13 protein-coding genes are annotated in these 19458 nt (G+C 68.0%); 6 read left to right on the forward strand and 7 right to left on the reverse strand.

The window, feature by feature from the left end:
• Positions 1-16 precede the first annotated feature (16 nt).
• On the forward strand, positions 17-3466 hold the full coding sequence (locus AzCIB_RS05860) for a pyruvate carboxylase (RefSeq protein ID WP_050415032.1): 3450 nt from the start codon (positions 17-19) through the stop codon (positions 3464-3466).
• Positions 3467-3590: 124 nt separating this feature from the next.
• Here AzCIB_RS05860 and maiA read toward each other — a convergent pair whose 3' ends face one another.
• The 4 genes from maiA to AzCIB_RS05880 form a co-directional block, all read right to left on the reverse strand.
• Positions 3591-4235, reverse strand: a complete 645-nt coding sequence (gene maiA / locus AzCIB_RS05865) for a maleylacetoacetate isomerase (protein ID WP_050418245.1) — start codon at positions 4233-4235, stop codon at positions 3591-3593.
• A gap of 172 nt (positions 4236-4407) precedes the next feature.
• Entirely contained in the window at positions 4408-6285 is a 1878-nt protein-coding gene (locus AzCIB_RS05870) for a potassium transporter Kup (protein ID WP_050415033.1), read from the reverse strand.
• A gap of 34 nt (positions 6286-6319) precedes the next feature.
• The gene (locus tag AzCIB_RS05875) at positions 6320-7012 is read right to left on the reverse strand and encodes a response regulator (RefSeq protein WP_050415034.1); all 693 of its coding nucleotides are present in this window, start codon (positions 7010-7012) and stop codon (positions 6320-6322) included.
• Complete coding sequence (locus AzCIB_RS05880; protein ID WP_050415035.1) at positions 7009-8553, reverse strand: DUF4118 domain-containing protein; 1545 nt, start codon at positions 8551-8553, stop codon at positions 7009-7011. The genes AzCIB_RS05875 and AzCIB_RS05880 overlap by 4 nt, the downstream gene beginning before the upstream one ends.
• Before the next feature lie 230 nt (positions 8554-8783).
• On the opposite strand from AzCIB_RS05880, the gene AzCIB_RS05885 reads away from it, so the two are divergent.
• Together AzCIB_RS05885 and AzCIB_RS05890 are read left to right on the forward strand one after the other, a co-directional pair.
• A complete protein-coding gene (locus AzCIB_RS05885) occupies positions 8784-9797 on the forward strand; it encodes a zinc-dependent alcohol dehydrogenase family protein (RefSeq protein WP_050415036.1) in 1014 nt (337 codons plus the stop codon).
• Between the two features lie 17 nt (positions 9798-9814).
• Entirely contained in the window at positions 9815-10252 is a 438-nt protein-coding gene (locus tag AzCIB_RS05890; protein ID WP_050415037.1) for a YaiI/YqxD family protein, read from the forward strand.
• 135 nt (positions 10253-10387) lie between these two features.
• Here AzCIB_RS05890 and AzCIB_RS05895 read toward each other — a convergent pair whose 3' ends face one another.
• Positions 10388-10816, reverse strand: coding sequence for a DUF302 domain-containing protein (locus AzCIB_RS05895; RefSeq protein WP_050415038.1), 429 nt, complete (start codon positions 10814-10816; stop codon positions 10388-10390).
• 65 nt (positions 10817-10881) lie between these two features.
• The gene (locus AzCIB_RS05900) at positions 10882-11091 is read right to left on the reverse strand and encodes a hypothetical protein (RefSeq protein WP_050415039.1); all 210 of its coding nucleotides are present in this window, start codon (positions 11089-11091) and stop codon (positions 10882-10884) included.
• Positions 11092-11529: 438 nt separating this feature from the next.
• Between AzCIB_RS05900 and AzCIB_RS05905 the strand changes: the two genes are divergently transcribed.
• Positions 11530-15561: a hypothetical protein gene (locus tag AzCIB_RS05905; RefSeq protein ID WP_232299366.1), complete on the forward strand. Its 4032-nt coding sequence runs from the start codon at positions 11530-11532 to the stop codon at positions 15559-15561.
• 585 nt (positions 15562-16146) lie between these two features.
• Here the strand turns inward: AzCIB_RS05905 and AzCIB_RS05915 are convergent.
• Positions 16147-17061, reverse strand: coding sequence for a LysR family transcriptional regulator (locus AzCIB_RS05915; protein WP_050415042.1), 915 nt, complete (start codon positions 17059-17061; stop codon positions 16147-16149).
• Between the two features lie 156 nt (positions 17062-17217).
• Here AzCIB_RS05915 and AzCIB_RS05920 point away from each other — a divergent pair, with 156 nt between their 5' ends.
• Positions 17218-18102, forward strand: coding sequence for an alpha/beta hydrolase fold domain-containing protein (locus tag AzCIB_RS05920; protein ID WP_050415043.1), 885 nt, complete (start codon positions 17218-17220; stop codon positions 18100-18102).
• 94 nt (positions 18103-18196) lie between these two features.
• Positions 18197-19456 carry an efflux RND transporter periplasmic adaptor subunit gene (locus AzCIB_RS05925; RefSeq protein WP_050415044.1) on the forward strand — a complete coding sequence of 420 codons (1260 nt, stop codon included), beginning with the start codon at positions 18197-18199 and terminating at the stop codon, positions 19454-19456.
• The last annotated feature ends 2 nt before the right edge of the window (positions 19457-19458 follow it).

A 19458-nucleotide genomic window follows, 5' to 3' on the forward strand; every position in this document is an offset into this window, starting at 1 on the left:
AGAGCAGGACATGGACATGAAACCGATCAAGAGCATCCTCGTCGCCAACCGCGGCGAAATCGCCATCCGCGTGTTCCGCGCCGCGAGCGAACTGGGCATCCGCACGGTGGCGATCTACGCCAACGAGGACCGCTTCGCGCTGCACCGCTTCAAGGCGGACGAATCCTACCTCGTCGGCACCGGCCAGAAGCCGATCGCGGCCTACCTCGACATCCCCGACATCATCCGCGTAGCGAAGGATGCCGAGGTCGATGCGATCCACCCCGGCTACGGCTTCCTGTCCGAGAACCCCGAGTTCGCCGAAGCCTGCGCCGCCGCCGGAATCGCCTTCATTGGCCCGCAGCCGCAGGTGATGCGCGATCTGGGCAACAAGGTCGCCGCGCGCAACCTCGCCGTCGCCGCCGGCGTGCCGGTCGTCCCCGCCACCGGCGCGTTGCCGCAGGACCTCGACGAGATCAAACGCCTCGCCCGCGGAGTCGGCTACCCCCTGATGCTCAAGGCGAGCTGGGGCGGCGGCGGTCGCGGCATGCGCGCGATCGAGAACGAGGAAGAACTGCCCGGCCTGCTCGACGTCGCCCGCCGCGAAGCGCTCGCCGCCTTCGGCAACGACGAGGTCTATCTGGAAAAACTGGTGCGCCGCGCCCGCCACGTCGAAGTGCAGGTGCTGGGCGACACGCACGGCAACCTCGTGCATCTGTTCGAGCGCGACTGCTCGGTGCAGCGCCGCAACCAGAAGGTCGTCGAACGCGCCCCCGCGCACTACCTCGATGACACGCGTCGCGCGGAGCTGTGCGAGGCCGCGCTGAAACTCTGTCGTGCCGCGAACTACACGCACGCCGGTACGGTGGAATTCCTCATGGACGCCGACACCGGCGCCTTCTACTTCATCGAAGTGAACCCCCGGATCCAGGTCGAGCACACCGTCACCGAACAGGTCACCGGCGTCGACATCGTCAAGGCGCAGATCCGCGTCACCGAAGGCGCGCGCATCGGCGCGGCCGACGCCTACCTGCCCGCGCAGTCCGACATCCGCCTCAATGGCCACGCGCTGCAGTGCCGCGTCACCACCGAGGACCCGGAGAACAACTTCACCCCCGACTACGGCCGCATCACCGCCTATCGCAGCGCCGCGGGCTTCGGCCTGCGCCTCGACGGCGGCACCGCCTATTCTGGCGCGGTGATCACCCCCTTCTACGACTCGCTGCTCGTCAAGGTCACCGCCTGGGGCCACAGCCCGGACGAGGCCATCTCCCGCATGGACCGCGGCCTGCGCGAATTCCGCATTCGTGGCGTGTCGTCCAACCTGCAGTTCCTCGAGAACGTCATCGCGCACCCGCTGTTCAAGTCCGGCGAATGCACGACGCGCTTCATCGACACCGCGCCCGAGCTCTTCCGCTTCCAGAAGCGCCAGGACCGCGCCACCAAGCTGCTGAAGTTCCTCGGTGAAGTCAGCGTCAACGGCAACCCCGAGATGGCCGGCCGTCAGGCGCCCAAGGGACCGCTCGCGAAACCGATCAAGCCGCAGGTGGACCTCGCCGTGCCGCCCCCGGCCGGCACGCGCGATCTCCTCAAGGCGCTCGGTCCCGTCGGCTTCGCGCAGTGGATGAAGAGCGAGCAGCGTGTGCTCCTCACCGACACCACGATGCGCGACGCGCACCAGTCGCTCTTCGCCACCCGCATGCGCACGCGCGACATGCTCGAGATCGCGCCCCACTACGCGCGCCTCGTGCCGCAGCTCTTCTCGCTCGAATGCTGGGGCGGCGCGACCTTCGACGTCGCGCTGCGCTTCCTCAAGGAAGACCCGTGGGAGCGCCTCGCGCGCCTGCGCACGGCCGTGCCCAACGTGCTGTTCCAGATGCTGCTGCGCGCCTCCAACGCCGTCGGCTACACCAACTATTCCGACAACGTCGTCCGCTACTTTGTCCAGCAGGCGGCGAAGGAGGGTGTCGACGTGTTCCGCGTGTTCGATTCGCTCAACTGGATCGACAACATGCGCGTCGCGATGGACGCCGTCAATGAAGCCGGCGCGCTGTGCGAAGGCACGATCTGCTACACCGGTGACCTCTTCGACGCGAGCCGCCCCAAGTACAACCTGAAGTATTACGTCGATCTCGCCAAGCAACTGGAAAAGGCCGGTGCCCACATCCTCGGCATCAAGGACATGGCCGGCGTATGCAAACCGCGCGCCGCTGCCGCGTTGGTGAAGGCGCTCAAGGAAGAAGTCGGCCTGCCGATCCACTTCCACACCCACGACACCTCCGGCATCGCCGCCGCGAGCGTGCTCGCCGCGATCGAAGCCGGCGTCGATGCCGTCGACGGCGCGCTCGACGCGATGAGCGGACTCACCTCGCAGCCCAACCTCGGCTCCATCGCCGCGGCGCTCGCCGGCTCCGAGCGCGATACCGGGCTCGATCTCGACGCGATGCAGTCGCTGTCGCACTACTGGGAAGGCGTGCGCCGCGCCTACGCGCCGTTCGAGGCCGACATCCGCTGCGGTACGTCCGACGTGTACAAGCACGAGATGCCCGGCGGGCAATACACCAACCTGCGCGAGCAGGCCCGCGCGATGGGGCTCGAGCACCGCTGGCCGGAAGTCTCGCAGGCCTACGCCGACGTGAACCAGCTCTTCGGCGACATCGTCAAGGTCACGCCCACGTCCAAAGTCGTCGGCGACATGGCGCTGTTCATGGTCGCCAACGATCTCACGCCCGACGAAGTCCTCGATCCTGAAAAGGAAATCGCCTTCCCCGAGTCGGTCGTCTCGCTCTTCCGCGGCGAGCTCGGCTTCCCGCCGGACGGTTTCCCCAAGGCGCTCGAACGCAAGGTACTGAAAGGCGCCGAACCGCTCAAGGGCCGCGCCGGCGACTTCCTGCCGGTCGTCGATCTCGACGCCGCGCGCGCCGAAGCCGAGGCGGCCATCGGCCGCCAGGTCTCGGACACCGACCTCGCCTCGTGGCTGATGTACCCCAAGGTCTTCAAGGACTACGCCGCCCACCACGCACGCTTCGGCGACGTCTCGCTGCTGCCCACGCCGGTGTTCTTCTACGGCCTGAAGGACCGCGAGGAGATCAGCGTCGACATCGAGAAGGGCAAGAGCCTCATCGTGCGCCAGACCGGCAGCAGCGACACCCCGGACGAGGAGGGCCGCGTGAAAGTCTTCTTCGAACTCAACGGCCAGCCGCGCCTGCAGCGCATCCCCAAGGCCGGCGCCGCGCCGACCGGGCGCCGCCACCCGAAGATGGACGATGCCAACCCGAACCACATCGGCGCCCCGATGCCCGGTGCGGTCGTGACGGTTGCCGTGCATGCCGGACAGAAGATCGCCAAGGGCACGCCGCTGGTGTCCATCGAGGCGATGAAGATGGAAACGGCACTGACCGCCGACCGCGACGCCGTCGTCAAACAGGTCTTCGTGAAGCCCGGCGACAAGGTCGCGGCCAAGGATCTGCTGGTCGAGCTGCAATAGCAGCGCGGCCGGCATCAACGAGTTCTCCCCCTCCTCTCCAGAGGGAAGCCCTGTCCGGGGCCTCGTGCCCCGGACTTTTTTTGTCCGGCCGCGGCGTGTGGTGCCGCGGTCCGGCGAGATCCGGCTACTCTGCGTCGGGCTGCTGCCCGGGCGCAGCGCGTTGAAAAGCATCGAGCGTCGCGCAGCGCTCGACGATGCGCATCACGGTCGGCATGGCCGACAGGTCGCAGTCGAAGCGCTGCGCGTTGAACACCTGCGGCACGAGGCAGCAGTCGGCCAGCGTGGGCGTATCGCCGTGGCAGAAGAGGCCGGTGCGCGCGTCCGCGGCGAGCATGGACTCCACCGCCGACAGCCCGATCGCGATCCAGTGGCGGTACCACGCGTTCTTCTGCGCGTCATTCACGCCCAGTTCGTGCACCAGGTAACGCAGCACGCGCAGGTTGTTCACCGGGTGGATGTCGCACGCAATTGACTGAGCGATCGCGCGGATGCGCGCGCGCTCTGCGGGGCTGCCAGGCAGCAGCGCGGGCTGCGGATGCACCTCGTCGAGGTACTCGATGATCGCCAGCGACTGCTGCAGTACGTTCCCGTCGTCGACCAGCGTCGGCACCAGTCCGGCCGGATTCAGCGCAAGGTAATCCGCCTGCCGCTGCTCGCCGCCGTTGCGCACGAGATGGACGGGGATCGCCTCATAGTCGAGCTGCTTGAGGTTCAGCGCAATGCGCACGCGGTAGGCCGCCGAGCTGCGGAAATAGGTGTAGAGCTTCATCATTGCGGCACTTCCGTGGGGTCGAGGTGCGGCGAGGTGGGGGGCGCGATGAAACGGACGCCGGCCCTGCCGCGCAGTCCGTTTACCGTGACCGACGGCGCGCTTCAGGTCAACGTGCCGTTTCCCGCGCCGACCTCGAATGCGTCCATCCCGGTCACGACCGGGCGTATCGTTACAGCAGCACCTGCGTCCCCAGTTCGACGACCTGATTCGCCGGCAGGCGGAAATAGGTCGCTGCACCCTCGGCCTGCCGGTTCATCCACGAAAACAGCGCACAGCGCCAGTGCGGCAGCGCGCCCGGTCCGTCGACGATCACGGAGCGCGCGACGAAGTAAGTCGTCAGCATCGGTTCCAGGACCAGACCCACCCTGTCCGCCCCCCTGAGCGCGTTCGGCAGGTCCGGCTCCTCGCGGAACCCGAAATGAACGTCGACCTGGTAGATGTCGGGTCCGAGCCGGTGCAGCCGCAGGCGTTCGGGTTCGGCAACGTAGGGCACCTCCTCGTTGATGACATGCAGGAATACCGTCTGTTCGTGCATGACCTTGTAATGCTTCAGGTTGTGGAACAACGCGCTCGGAACGACGCTGGTGTCCGATGTGAGGTAAACGGCGGTGCCGGCGACCTTGGGCACGTCCGGATGAGGGCCGTGCACGAAGCCGTCCATCGGTACGTCGATCTTCCGCCGCTGTTCGGCGACCAGCGCACTGCCATCCTTCCAGCTGGTGAGAGCGATGAAGATGAGCGCGCCGAGCACCATCGGAAACCACCCTCCAGCCGCAATCTTCGTGAGATTCGAGGCCAGGAATGCGCTTTCCAGCAAGGCGAAGAGCGCCAGTCCGGCGATCAGCAGCACCCGGAAGCGGCCGGGAACGGCGATGGTGACGAACACGGTGAGCACCGTCGTGATGATCATCGTGCCCGACACCGCGATGCCATATGCCGCGGCGAGCGCGTTGGATGAGCGGAATTCCAGCACCAGCAGCACCACGGCTACCAGCATCAGCCAGTTGACGCTGGGAATGTAGATCTGGCCGCGTTCGCTGTCCGACGTGTGCAGGATGCGCACGCGCGGCAGGTAGCCGAGCCGCGAGGCCTGCAGCGTCATCGAGAATGCGCCCGAGATCGTCGCCTGCGAGGCGATCACCGTCGCCGCAGTTGCCAAGCCGACCAGCGGGAAGACGAACCAGTCCGGCGCCAGCAGGTAGAACGGATTCGCGGCCGCCGCCGGATCGCGCAGCACCAACGCGCCCTGGCCGAAATAGTTGATCAGCAGGGCGGGGCAGACCAGGCCGTACCAGGCGACGCGCACCGCCTTCGCGCCGAAGTGGCCCATGTCCGCGTACAGGGCTTCCCCGCCCGTCAGCGCGAGGAATACCGCCGACAGCAGCAGGAACGCCTCGTGCGGGTGCTCCAGCGCGAAGCGGAGGGCGTGGGCCGGGTTGATCGCGGCCAGCACCTGTGGTGTCTCGATGATCGAGTGCAGCCCCAGCACCGCGAGCGTTGCGAACCAGAGCAGGGTCACGGGGCCGAACAGGGTGCCGACGCGGCTCGTGCCGTGTTTCTGGATCAGGAACAGGCTGACCAGGATGCCGATCGTGATCGGCACGACCAGCCGCTCGAAGTCCGGCGCCGCCACCGCGAGGCCTTCCACGGCCGAGAGGACGGAGATCGCCGGCGTGATGATCGCGTCGCCGTAAAAGAGCGCCGCGGCGAAGATCCCGGCGCCGATGACCAGCGCCGCGAGCCGCCGCGTGCCGGACGCGCGGCGATGGGCGAGGGCGGTCAGTGCGAGCACGCCGCCTTCGCCGTCGTTGTCGTGATTCAGGACGATCCACACGTACTTGAGCGAGATGATCAGCATCATCGCCCAGAAGAACGCCGACAGCGCCGCGAGCACGGTCGTCTCGCTCACCGCCAGTGCATGCGAGCCGTGGAACGCCTCCTTGAACGCATACAGCGGGCTGGTGCCGATGTCGCCGTACACAATGCCGAGCGCCGCCAGTGCGAGGGTGCCCAGGCTGCTGCGCGGATGATCCTGGTTTGCGGACATGATGAATTCCCGTGGAAGGCGAAGGAACGGCCGGTCAGACCTGGAAGCGGTAACCGACGCCGATTTCGGTGCGCAGATGCACCGGCTGAGTGGGGTCCGCCTCCAGCTTCTGCCGCAGGTGGCCTACGTAGATGCGCAGGTAATGGGTGCTGTCGACATAGGCCGGCCCCCACACCTCGCGCAGCAGCTGGCGATGTGTCATGACCTTGCCGGCATTGACGAGCAGCACCACCAGCAGCCGATACTCCCGTGCCGTCAGATGCACCGGCGCCCCCGCGCGCAACACGGTGCGGTGCGCCAGATCGACCTCTACATCGCCGAAGCGCACCACCGCAGCGCCCGCGTCTGTCCCGCCCTCGGCGCGGCGCAGCAGGGCGCGGACGCGCGCGAGCAGTTCGCCCACCGAGAAGGGCTTCGTCAGATAGTCGTCCGCGCCCGCATCGAGCGCCGTGATCTTTTCGTTCTCGTCGGAACGTGCCGAAAGGATCAGCACCGGCATCCGCGACCAGTCCCGTACCGCACGCACGAAGTCGACGCCGTCGCCGTCGGGAAGACCCAAGTCGAGGATGGCGAGGTCGGGCTTCCCCGATGCCGCCGCGCCCACGGCCTGCTGCACGGTCGACGCCTCGATCACCTGGTACGCCGCTTTTTCCAGCGTCTGGCGGATGAAGTGACGGATCTGCAGTTCATCCTCGACCACGAGGACGCGGGCCTGGTGCGCGTTCATGATCCGGCTCCCGCCGGGTCCGCAGGTTCGGGTTCGATGCCCGGCGGTTCGCCGCCGCAAGGCAGCACGATACGGACGCAGGCACCGCCCCCGGCCCGGTTCGAGGCGCTGACCTGCCCGCCATGGGCATCGATGACGGCCCGGCAGATCGCCAGCCCCAGGCCGACTCCGGGAGTCGACAACTGCGGTGCCCCGCGCTCGAAAAGGTCGAAGATGCGCGCCATGCTGCCCGCCGGAAAACCTTCGCCGCGGTCGCACACCTCGATCACGAGGCCCCCCGCGTCGTCTGTCGCCACGTCGATCGTCACCGGTGTGCCGGCCGGCGAATACTTCGCGGCATTCTCCAGCAGGTTGCAGAACACGCGCTCCATCAGCACAGCGTCCATCGCAACGAGGGGCAGGTCAGGCTGCAGCGATACCTTCACCGGGTGCTCGCGCAAGGCCTCGCCCAACAGCTGGATGCTCGCGCCGATCACCTCTTCGATCGCCTGCCACTCCTTCCGCAGGCGTACCTGGCCCGCCTGCAGGCGGGCCATATCGAGCAGCTTCTCGACCATTTCATGCAGCCGTCCGGCCTGATCCCGGATCGCGCGCGCGGTGTCGCGCTCCTCTCCGCCCAAAGGGGCGTCAGCCAGCGTCAGCGTATCGGCCAGGCCGAACAGCACCGTCAGGGGCGTGCGGATGTCGTGCGAGATCGACGAAAGGATTGAACTGCGAAGCCGCTCGGCCTCGGTTTCCATGCGGCTCGCCTGCGCGAGCTCCACGAGATGCAGCCGTTCCAGGGCGATCGCCGTCACGGAGGCCACCGCTTCGAACATCGGCCGCAGCGGGTCGAGCCGGTCGCGACCGCAATCCCGCACCAGCAGAACGCCGTGGCGGCGGGTCGCGCCGATCAGCGGAAAGAGCAGGGTCAGCCCGTTCGGGCCACTGGTACTGCAGGACGGGTCGCTCGCCCGACTGTGATACACCGCGTCGAGCACCAGCGACTCGTCGAGCCCGAGCGTGGCCGTGCCGGGTGGGAACTCGTGCAACTGCCCCTCCGCATCGGGCAGGAAGAATACCGGTTCCCCGTCAGCCTGCTCGCGCACGAATGTGGCCACGTGCTGCACGACCTGTTCGGGCGATACCGTGCCAGCCAGACTGCGTGCAAGCGCGTAAAGCGCCAGGGAGTGGGCCTCGCGCTCGCTCGCCTCGTGTGCGCTCGCCTGCAGGCTGGTCGTCAGATGGCTGATGAACAGCGACACTGCCAGCATCACCGCAAAGGTGACGAGGTACTGCACGTCGCTGACCAGAAACGAGAGATGCGGCGGAACGAAGAAGAAGTCGAACAGCGCGACGCTGACGAAGCTCGCCATGACCGCTTCGGATCGCCCGAGGCGAGCGGCGATGAAGACCACCGTCAGCAGCAGGAGCATCGCGATGTTGGTGAGATCCAACACATCGCGCAGCGGCAGGCAGACCGCAACCGCGAGGCCGCAGGCGGCCAGTGCGACTGCATGGCTGGAGATCGGGGGGGGATGCCTGGAGGTGTCGTTTCGCATGTTCGGTTCGTCGATCCCGCCCGCGGCACAGGGCGCCTGAGGTAGCGGGCCGGGGGCCGGAGTTCGTCGTTGCGTCGATTCTGACGGGGCGCAGATAAAAACGGGGTAAACGACGGGCAGGGCGGTCGCGAGCATCGCCCCCACGCCCGGTGTCCGCCCGCTCTGCCAGGGGTACTTCGATCGACTAATATTGCCTGATTGCCACAACAGCGTGCTGCGAGGGGATTCCGATGAGAGTGTTTCAGGTCGACACGGCATGGACGGACGACAATCTGCGCATCGGCGAGCGCCCGGAACCGACCGCCGGTCCGGGCGAAGTCCGGCTGAAGATGCTCGCCTCCGCGCTCAACTACCGCGATCTGCTGGTGCCCCGCCGCGGCTACGGATCGCGCATGCAGGCGCTGCCCCTGATCATGCTCAGCGATGGCGTCGGGCACATCGACCAGGTCGGCAGCGGCGTGGACGCATACCGCATCGGCGATCGCGTCTGCCCCCTGTTCTTCTCCACCTGGCCCGGCGGCGAGCCGAGCGCCGAGCATCTCGCCTACAGCCTCGGCTGCGAAAGCGACGGCACCATGGCGGAATACATGGTCGTCCCGGCCTCGACGGTCGCACCCGTGCCCGCCCACCTCGACGACGCCGAGGCCGCCACCCTGCCCACCGCCGCGGTCACCGCCTGGCGCGCGCTCGTCACGGAAGGGCGGGTCACGTCCGGCGACACCGTCCTCGTCCAGGGCACCGGGGGCGTCTCGCTGTTCGCCCTGCAGTTCGCCAAGCTGCTCGGCGCCCGGGTCATCTGCACCTCGTCCAGCGACGAGAAGCTCGAACGCGCCCGCGAACTCGGCGCGGACGTCACCATCAACTACCGCTCGACCCCCGAATGGGGCCGCGTCGCGCGCGACGCCGCGGGCAGCGGCGGCGTCGACCACGTGATCGAAGTCGGCGGGCAGGGCACGCTGACGCAGTCGCTGCGCGCCGTGCGGCCGGGCGGCGCGATCAGCATGATCGGCGTGCTGGGCGGTTCCCTCATGGACGCTCCGCTGGGGCTGGTCGTCACCCGCCACGTCCGCCTGCAGGGCATCACCGTCGGCAGCCGCGAGGATTTCCTCGCGATGTCGCGCGCCGTCGCGCACAGCGGCATGCGGCCCGTCGTCGACCGCAGCTTCGCCTTCGAGCAACTGCGCGAGGCCATGCAGTATCTCGCCAGCGGCCGGCATTTCGGCAAGATCTGCATCCGGCACTGAGCAGCGGGACACATTCCATGCACATCTGGGTCGACGCCGACGCCTGCCCCGGCGTCATCAAGGAAATCCTGTTCCGCGCCGCGGAGCGCACCCGGCGCCCGCTCACCCTGGTCGCCAACCAGACTCTGCGCATTCCCGCCTCCCCCCTGATCCGGATGATCCAGGTCCCGGGCGGCTTCGACGAGGCCGACAAATACATCGCCACGCACGTGCAGGCCGGCGACCTCGTCATCACCGCCGACATCCCCCTCGCCGCCGCAATCGTCGAAAAGGACGCCCACGCGCTGTCGCCGCGCGGCGAGCTCTACGGCAAGGAAAACATCCGCGAACTGCTCGACCTGCGCAACTTCATGGACACCCTGCGCAGCACCGGCGTCGAAACCGGCGGGCCGGCGGCGTTCAATGCCGGGGACAGGCAGGCGTTCGCGAACCGGCTGGATCGCTTGCTGAAGTAGGGGCAGAGCGCAAGGGGGGAACCCTCCGCCCATGATCCACCTGCGGCGACTTTCCCGAATCCGACGTTGAGCGGGACCGCCCATCCGTCAGCGGCCATTCACCTCGCCATGTCAGTGCGGCGGTGAGCCATCGGATCAAGCGATCAGCGCCGAGCGCACGCGCTCCAGTCGCTCGCGGACCTCATGTGCGACGCGGCCGATCTCGGGGTCGCGGGTCAGCTGCAGCACGGCCACCGGATCCATGAAAGCCACGACGATCTGGCCATCGGTGTCCTCGCGAACGACGACGTTGCACGGCAGCAGCAGTCCGATGTCGGGTTCAGCAGTCAGCGCCTGATGGGCCAGCGGAGGATTGCAGGCGCCGAGGATGCGATACGGGCGCCCGTCGATCCCCAGTTTGGCCTTCATCGTGGCCTGCACGTCGATGTCGGTCAGCACCCCGAAGCCCTCGACCTTGAGCGCCTCGGTGACGAGCGCCACGGCCTGCGCAAAGTCCGTGGTCTTCAGGCCGCAGTGGAAGCCGTAGCCCGCAGTGGACGGCGGCGTGGTGGTTGCTGTGTTCATTTCAATCTCCCGACCTGATTTGTGGGCTTATGCCTTGGGCGTGCGGTCACTCACACTCACGCCGTTCACTTGCGCTTTTGCATGACGAGCCAGACGAGAAACGCGACCACCGCAACCACCAGAACCGGCACCCAGTACCCGCCGTATCCCCCCATCCAGCCGCCGCTCCACATGCCACCGTAGCCGCCATTCATCATGCCGCCGGTCTGCGCCGAAGCGGGGCCGACAGCCGTCAAGGGTAGGGCGGCAAACACCATTTTCATCAAGTTCTTCATGTCTTCCTCCGTGGGCTCGGATCGTGTGGACTGCCGCTTGGGGTCCAAGTCGGGTCCGCAATCGATGAGCTCGGTTCAGGAGGATGAAGCTACTCCGAAACGGTGTGGGCCTCTGTGCGCCAGCCAACGCTGTCCCTGACGATCAACGCACCTGGAAGCACCACGGTCATCCCCGTGCCGAACCCTGCTGCGACGTCCTGCGCATGGCAGCACCAGCGGTATCGCGCGTCGATACTGCCGAAGAAGTTCATACCCGGAATGGTTTATCGGGCATCATCGGGTTTGCATTGTCATATCAATCCGATCCGTGCAGCCCGACACGCGGGCATGCGCCGGGCAGGATCAGCGGAACCCCGAGCGATGAAAACTTTCCGAATCGTAGCCTCGATGGCAGGCTTGCTCGCCTGCATTTCCCTCGCACACTCCGGAACCGGTCGGATGAGCCCGGAGGAGGTGCCCGCGCCGCTCCGCCCGTGGGTCGACTGGGCGCGCCACAATCCGCCGGCACCGGAATGCCCGCGCACGGCGAGCGACGCTGCACCCGCCCAATGCATCTGGCCGGCGGGCATCGAGATGCAGCTTTCAGCCCGACAGGGCGTCTTCACGCTGACGGTCGACGCCTTCGCCGATGGGACGGTGGAACTGCCCGGCGATGTCGAGGCCTGGCCGCGCGACGTGCGCGTGGACGGCGAGCCCGCTGCGGTCGTACTCGCGAACGGACGGCCGTCGTTGCGCGTGGGCCCGGGGCACCACGTGGTCGTCGGGCGCTTCGACTGGCAGCAACTGCCGCTGAACCTGCAACTGCCGCGGCAGGTCGCGAAGGTTTCCGTCGCCATCGACGGCGAGCGGTTCGCGGGGCAGCCGGATGCGTCCGGCCAGCTGTGGCTGCGCACCTCGCCGGAGCAGGACGGGGCGGTGGATTCGCTGTCCATGCGCATCTTCCGGCAGTTCTCGGACGACGTGCCGATGGTATCTACCGTCCGCTACGAATTCTCGATCGCGGGCCGGCAGCGGGAGGTTCGCGTCCCGCATGCGGTGCTGGAAGGATTCGTTCCCTTGGCCGTCGAAGGCGGGTTGCCGGCGCGCATCGACGCCGACGGCAGCCTGAAGGTGCAGGCGCGTGCGGGTTCGTGGGTGCTGAGCGTGAGCTCGCGCAGGATGAGCGCCGCGAACGAGCTGCAATTGCCGGATGCCGCGAGCGAGCAGGAGGTGTGGTCCTTCGCGCCGCGCAACGAGGTCCGCGTCGTGAACCTGGAGGGGCCGCCCGCGGTCGATCCGAAGTCCGTGGGCGTGCCGGCGGAATGGGCCGGACTGCCGACCTTCGTGCTCCAGCCGGGAACGGCCCTGAAGATCGCCGAGGTGCAGCGGGGGGATTCCGGCGGCGCGGCGGATCGTCTGGAGATCCGGCGCACGCTGTGGCTCGACTTCGATGGCGGCGGATTTTCCGTTCAGGACAGGATAAACGGGACGATCGGCCGCAGCTGGCGGCTCGACCTGCCCGAGCAGTTCGCGCTCGGGCGGGTGTCGGTCAATGGTGTCGACCTGCCGGTAACCCGCAGCGAGGCCGGCCGCGGCGTGGAACTGCGCGACGCGTCGATCGCGCTCGAAGCCGACAGCCGCATCGACTCGTCCGCACGCGAGATTCCCGCAAGCGGCTGGACCGTGCCGCTGAGCGGCTGGGCGGCCGAACTCAACCTGCCGCCGGGGTGGCGCCTGATTCACGCCTCGGGCGCGGATTCGGTGCGGGGCGAGTGGCTGATGTCGTGGACGCTGTGGGACATCTTCGGCGTCCTGCTGATCGCGGCCGTCACCTTCCGCGTCGTCGGCCCCGCCGCGTCCCTGATCCTGCTCGCGGGGCTCGTCCTGACGTGGCACACCTCGGATGCGCCCAGGTTCCTGTGGCTGGCACTGGTCCTGTTCCGGGCGATCGCTGCGGCCGTCCCGACCAGCGCGAAGCTGCGCGGCTGGGCCACGCGCGGGGCGCTCGTCAGCGGGATATTGATCGCCATCATGCTCGTTCCCTTCGCCGTCGATCAGATCCGGCAGGCCATGTATCCGGCCCTAGGGATGAGTTATTCGCAGGCGACCGCCGGCATGGGCAGGGCGGCGCGTGCGCCGAGTTCCATGCCGGCGGCTCCGCCCGTCGCGCAGGAAGCGGAAAGCTACGTGGAGCGCAAGTTGCGCGACGAAGCCGCCTCGGTGGTCGCGCCGTACACACGGGAAGGTTCGTCACGGCCGGTGGCCGCCAAACCCGACCCGAACCTGAAGGTGCAGACGGGCCCCGGAATTCCGAGTTGGCGCTGGACTGCGATCCAGCTCGCGTCGCAGGGGCCGATCGCCAGCGGACAGACGCTGTCCCTGACGCTGCTGCCACCCGCCGGCTCGGCGTTGTGGTCCTTGCTCTCCGTGCTGCTGCTCGGCCTGGCGCTGTGGCGCTGCTGGGAGTTCGACCGGGCGGCGCTGGCGCGCAAGCTGCGCGGGGCGCTGAGTTCCGCGGCGGTGGTGGGCTTCGTCGCGGCTGTCGGGCTGGGCAGCGCACCGACGGACGCCCGCGCGCAATCCACGTTCCCGTCGGAAGAGTTGCTCGGGGAACTGCGCACGCGGCTCCTCGCCCCCGAACCCGCGCCGGCATGCGCGCCGGTGTGCGCGGACCTCGCCGACATGCGCATCGAAGCCGCCGGCAACACGATCACGCTGAAGCTCGAAGTTCATGCGCAGGCCCGGACGGTCGTGCCGCTGCCGAGCCCCGGGGCGAACATCCGTCCGTCGTCCGTGCTGGCGGGCGGGCAGCCGCCGGCCCTGCTGCGCGACGACAAGGGGTTGATCTGGGCAAGCGTACGCGCCGGCATCACCGCCATCGAGATCGTCATCCCGGCCCATCAGGACGACGTGCCCATCCATCTGCCGCTGACGCCGCGACGGGTGAGCGCGCAGCTCGCGCGCTGGAGCCTGTCCGGCATCGATGCCCGCGGCCTCGCGACGGAAACCCTGACGCTCTCGCGGCTGCGCGAAGTGCAGGCGAAGGCGGACAAAGAGTTCTCGGGCGGCGCCGATCTGCCGCCGTTTGCCGAAGTCGAGCGGCATGTCATGTTCGACCGGACATGGAGCGTCCATACCATCGTGCGGCGGCAAGGCCCGAGCGCGCTGCAGACGAGCGTGCGGATTCCGCTGCTGGCAGGGGAGGCCGTCACCGATCCCGGCATCAAGGTCGAGGACGGCGAAGCGGTCGTCGATCTCGCGCCCGGCGCATCGCGCACCTTCACCAGCGTTCTCGAGCACTCGGACAAACTGCGGCTGCTCACTTCGACGCACCCCGGCCAGATCGAGCGCTGGACCGTGTCGGCAACGCCGTCGTGGCACGTCGAGTCGGCGGGCCTCGCCCCCGCCGTGTGGACCAATGGCGGCACGTGGCAGCCGCGCTGGTTGCTTTGGCCGGGCGAGACGGTCGAACTGGCCCTCTCGCGCCCGTCGGGCATGGACGGCAGCACCCTAACGTTCGACGAGGTCCAGATCGACACCACCGTCGGACAGCGCTCTTCGGACGCCTCCGCCACGCTGCGGCTGCGCAGCAGCGCCGGCGGCAATCACGTCATCGGCCTGCCCGAAGGGGCGGAGCTCCTGTCGGTACGGATCGACGGCCAGGTGCAGCCCTTGCGGGTAGAGAAGAACAGGCTGGCGCTGCCGATCACACCGGGGGCACACGCGGTGCAGCTCGACTGGCGCGACGTCTGCGCGGCATCGAACCACTATCGCTCCCCGCAACTGGATCTCGGCGCGCAGGCGGTCAATGCAACCGTCACCCTTGCCGTGCCGCAGGACCGCGTCGTGCTGTTCACCAAGGGGCCGCTGGTCGGCCCGGCGGTGCTCCTGTGGGGCGTGCTCATCGTCGTGGTCGCGATTGCAGCGGTCCTGTCCCGTGTCGTGCCGGGGCCGCTGGGAATGGTGACCTGGATTCTCCTCGGCGTCGGGCTCGTCCAGTCGTCCGTTGCCTCGGTGTTCTTCGTCATCGGCTGGTTCGTGTTGCTTGCGATCCGGCGCAACTATGCCGATCCGTCGCCGTGGCGTTTCAACCTGTTCCAGATGGTGCTGCTGATGTTCACGCTGCTGGCCGCGAGCGCGCTGCTATCGGCGCTGCGGCAGGGCCTGCTCGGCTATCCCGACATGCTCGTGACCGGCAACGACTCGACGGCGTTCAGCCTGAGGTGGTATCTGGACCGCCTCGACGGGACGACGCCGAGCGTGGAGTTCTTCAGCATCCCGGTGTTCGCCTATCGCCTGATGATGCTGGGCTGGGCGCTGTGGCTCGCGATCTCGCTGACCGGCTGGGTGCGGTGGGCGTGGACGTGCGTTTCGGCTGGCGGAAGCTACTGGCGGCCGGTCAATGTGGCGAACCTCGTGCCGCGCAAGGCGAGGGCGGCCGATGCCGGCAGCGACGCCGACGAATCCTCGGGCCGGGGAACGCCGGGATAAGCGGCAGGGCGCGCCCCGGACGGCACGAGTCCCCCCGGAGGGCAGGGGGCTCGCGGCGTGACGGAGAAGCCTACCGGCCGCAGCTTCGTCGGCGCTGCATGACTATGTTGATCTGGTCGCAATAGCCATGTCATAGTCATGGTTAAGTTGCGAGAAACACCGGTCCGGCGACGACGGGAACCGTCGCGCTCGCGATGCGATTGTTCATGTGTGGAAACAAAGTGCTGGTTTTTTGCGCATTTATTCGTCGCGCGCCCCCCGGTACAGTGCGCCGGAATTCCAGCATTTCGCTATGCATCAACGTCAAAGGAGGATGGCCATGGAGTTGTCGATACAAGCATCCGCGCGGACAACGGCGGGTCTCGGCACGGCCGACCCGCGGGCGGATATCGAGGCCAACGCGCGGAACGTCATCATGAAGACGCGCGCCAGCTTCGCGCACCCGGTCCAGATGGGCCGATGCGACGAGCCGGACTGCGGGCAGTCCCTTGTCGGGCGTGCGCGTCGCCCCGTGCGAGGTCGCTGACGCGCGGTTTGCCTGCAACCTGATGTAGTGCTGTTCCTGCGGGGCGGCGCTGGCGGAGGTCAGCGCCGCCCCGCGGCATTGAAGGGCGCGAAAAGCTCCGCTACCCAGTCGACGAAGACGCGGATCTTCGCGCTCAGGTGGCGGTTCGGGGGATAGACGATGTAGACCGGGAAGCCCGGGGTGGTCCAGTCTTCCAGAACCGGGACAAGTTCCCCCTTCGCCAGTTGCCGATCGATCATGAAGCTGGGCAACTGCACGATCCCCAGGCCTGCGAGTGCGGCGGCCAGGTAGGCGTTGCTGTCGTTGACGGCGACGATGTGCCTACCCGGCAGCTCGACGCGTTCGCCGTTGCGCTCGAATTCGAAGGGCGAGATCCTGCCCGTGCCCGCCGAGAAATAGCCGACGACACGGTGCGGCCCGCCGAGTTCAGACGGGTGCCTCGGAATTCCATGCTCGGCAAGATAGGCCGGGGACGCGCACGTGAGGTGATCCATGTAGGCGATGCGTCGGGCAACCAGCGATTCGTCGATGAGGGTGCCGGCGCGGACCACGCAATCGACGTTGTCGGCGATCAGGTTCACGAGGCGGTCGCCGGCGCCGAGATCGATCTGGATGTCCGGATAGCGTGCGTGGAAGGTATGCAGCGCGGGAATGATGATCCGGGTCGCGACCACCGCGGGGACGTCGACGCGCACGCGCCCCTTAGGCGAGGCCTGGGCGTTCGACAGGCTGGCGTCGATTTCTTCCAGTTCCGTCAGCAGTCGCGCGGTGCGCTCGTAGTAGGCCGCGCCGTCCGCGGTGACCGTGACGCGCCGCGTGGTGCGGTTGAGCAGCTTCACCCGCAGGTGCGTCTCGAGGTTCTGGATCAGCTTCGTCACGGTCGGCTTCGGCATACCGAGCGAGTCGGCGGCCTTGGTGAAGGTGCCTGCCTCGACGACGCGCGCGAATACGCGCAGTGCCAGAAATTGGTCCATTCGTTTCTCCTCGGATCGATCCGCTTCGATTGCCGCAGTGCGATTATTTATCAATGGAAATAAAGAAGCCATGAATTGATTATTTATTCATCGGCTGGCGACATCTATCGTTCAGGCCATCGGCGCTGTCGGCGTCCATTGCATGCCCCAACGAATATGTCCCGCTTTCCGCAATCCCGCCTCGCACGTCCGACCCGACTCCCGGTCAAGGAGGACCGCAGCATCGACATCGGCCTTCCGCGAGCGCTGAACGTACGCCTCTACGGGAGGCGTCACGCCGGGGCCGCGCTGGTCGTGCATTTCCATGGCGGGGCCTTCGTGTCCGGATCGCTCGACAGCGGCGCGCTGGTGGCTGGTCTGCTGCACGAAGCGGGCGCCGTCGTGATGTCCGTCGACTACCCGCTGGCGCCGGACGATCCGTTTCCGGCGGCGGTCGACGCGGCCTACGCGGCGCTGCAGTGGGCCTGCCGCAAACGCGCCCAGCTCGCGGCGCAGGGGGCCCCCGTCTTCGTCGCCGGCGAGGAGGCGGGCGGTAATCTCGCAGCCGCCGCGGCGCTGATGGCGCGCGACCGTAAAGCGCCCCGCCTTGCCGGCCAGATTCTGCTCTCGCCGATGCTCGATCCCTGCCTCGGCACCGCGTCGGTTCGCCGCAGCGAACAGGGGCCGGCCAGTTGCCCTCTGGCGAAAGGCTGGTGCAGTTACCTGCGCGAGCCGTCCGCCGCCGAGCACCCGTATGCGACGCCCGGCCGCTCGATGCGCCTGGCGGGCCTGCCGCCGGCACTGCTGATCACGGCCGACGACGATCCGCTGCGCGACGAGACGCTCGCCTATGCCCGTCGCCTGGAGGAGGCCGGCGTGCCGGTATCGGAGGCCGTGCTGGCGGCGCCCACGGGTTGGCCGGGCGCCCTGCAGGACGCAGCGCGCGCGGGGAGTTCATGGGCGCAGGAGGTGGGTTCTCGCTTCGCGGCCTTCCTCGCGACGGCGGGCGGCAGGGAGGCCGTCGATCCGCTTGGCCAATTTTCACCCCAAGAAAGGTGTTGACTCCGTACTTGACTACGGACTTTAGGATGCCCCCGTTCGCCGACGCCACGAGCGCAGGTCAGAACAAATCAACAAGGTCATAAAGGAGTTTTCCATGTCCCCAGAGAGCCATTCCAATCGCCGCCGGCTGTGGGCCGCCGGCCTTGCCGTCACTGCCCTCACCGCGGTTTCCGGTGCCGTCCTCGGCCTGCGGTCGGCGCAGGTCGAAGCGAATCCACCCGCCGGTGCTCCGCCGGCCATGCCGGTTTCGGTCGCGACCGTCGAGCAACGCGAGGTCGCGACCTGGGATGAGTTCTCCGGCCGACTCGAAGCGGTCGAGCGTGTCGATATCCGCTCGCGCGTCGTCGGCACCGTGCAATCCGTGCATTTCCGCGAAGGCGGACTCGTGAGGGCGGGGGATCTGCTGATTACGATCGACCCCGCGCCCTATGCGGCGGAGGTGGATCGCGCCACGGCCCAGGTCGTCGCCGCCCAGGCGCGCGCCGCCTTCACGACGAGCGAGCACGAGCGCGCCCAGCGCCTGTGGGAGCAGCGTGCGATCGCCGAGCGCGAGTTCGAGGAACGGGCGAACGCGCGTCGCGCGGCGGACGCCGATCTGCGCGCCGCCCAGGCCGCGCTGCAGTCGGCGCGTCTGAATCTCGGCTACACGCAGGTGCGGGCACCGGTGTCGGGGCGCGTCGGCAAGCTTGAAGTCACCGTGGGCAACCTCGTCGCCGCCGGTCCAGGCGCTCCGGTGCTGACGACGCTCGTTTCCGTCAGCCCCATCTATGCGAGCTTCGACGCGGACGAGCAGGTCGTCGCGCGCGCACTGCAAACCCTGCGCGAAGCGAGCGGCAAGGCGGCGCGGCTCGAAAGCATCCCGGTCCGGATGGCCACGGCGACGAGCGCGGACACGATCTTCGAGGGGCACCTGCAACTCGTCGACAATCAGGTCGACGCCGCCAGCGGCACGGTGCGCGTGCGGGCGGTGTTCGACAACGCGGACGGCGGCCTGATGCCGGGCCAGTTCGCGAAGCTGCGGATGGGGCGCCCGCAAGCGGCCTCGGCCGTGCTCATCGACGAGCGCGCGGTCGGCACCGACCAGAGCCGCAAGTTCGTGCTGGTCGTCGATGCCGAAAACAAGACCGCGTACCGCGAAGTCACCCTCGGTGGAACGGCGGACGGCCTGCGTATCGTGACCGCCGGCCTGCAGGCGGGCGAGCGCATCGTCGTCAATGGCCTGCAGCGCGTGCGGCCGGGATCGCTCGTCGCGCCGCAGGCGGTCGTGATGGACGGCCGCTTGCAGGTCCGCACTCAGCTCGGCAATGAGAGCGCTGCGCGCGCGGCCGAGTCCGCCGCCTCGCCGCAGTCCTGATT

It is taken from the genome of Azoarcus sp. CIB, from assembly GCF_001190925.1.
In the GTDB taxonomy this organism is placed as follows: domain Bacteria; phylum Pseudomonadota; class Gammaproteobacteria; order Burkholderiales; family Rhodocyclaceae; genus Aromatoleum.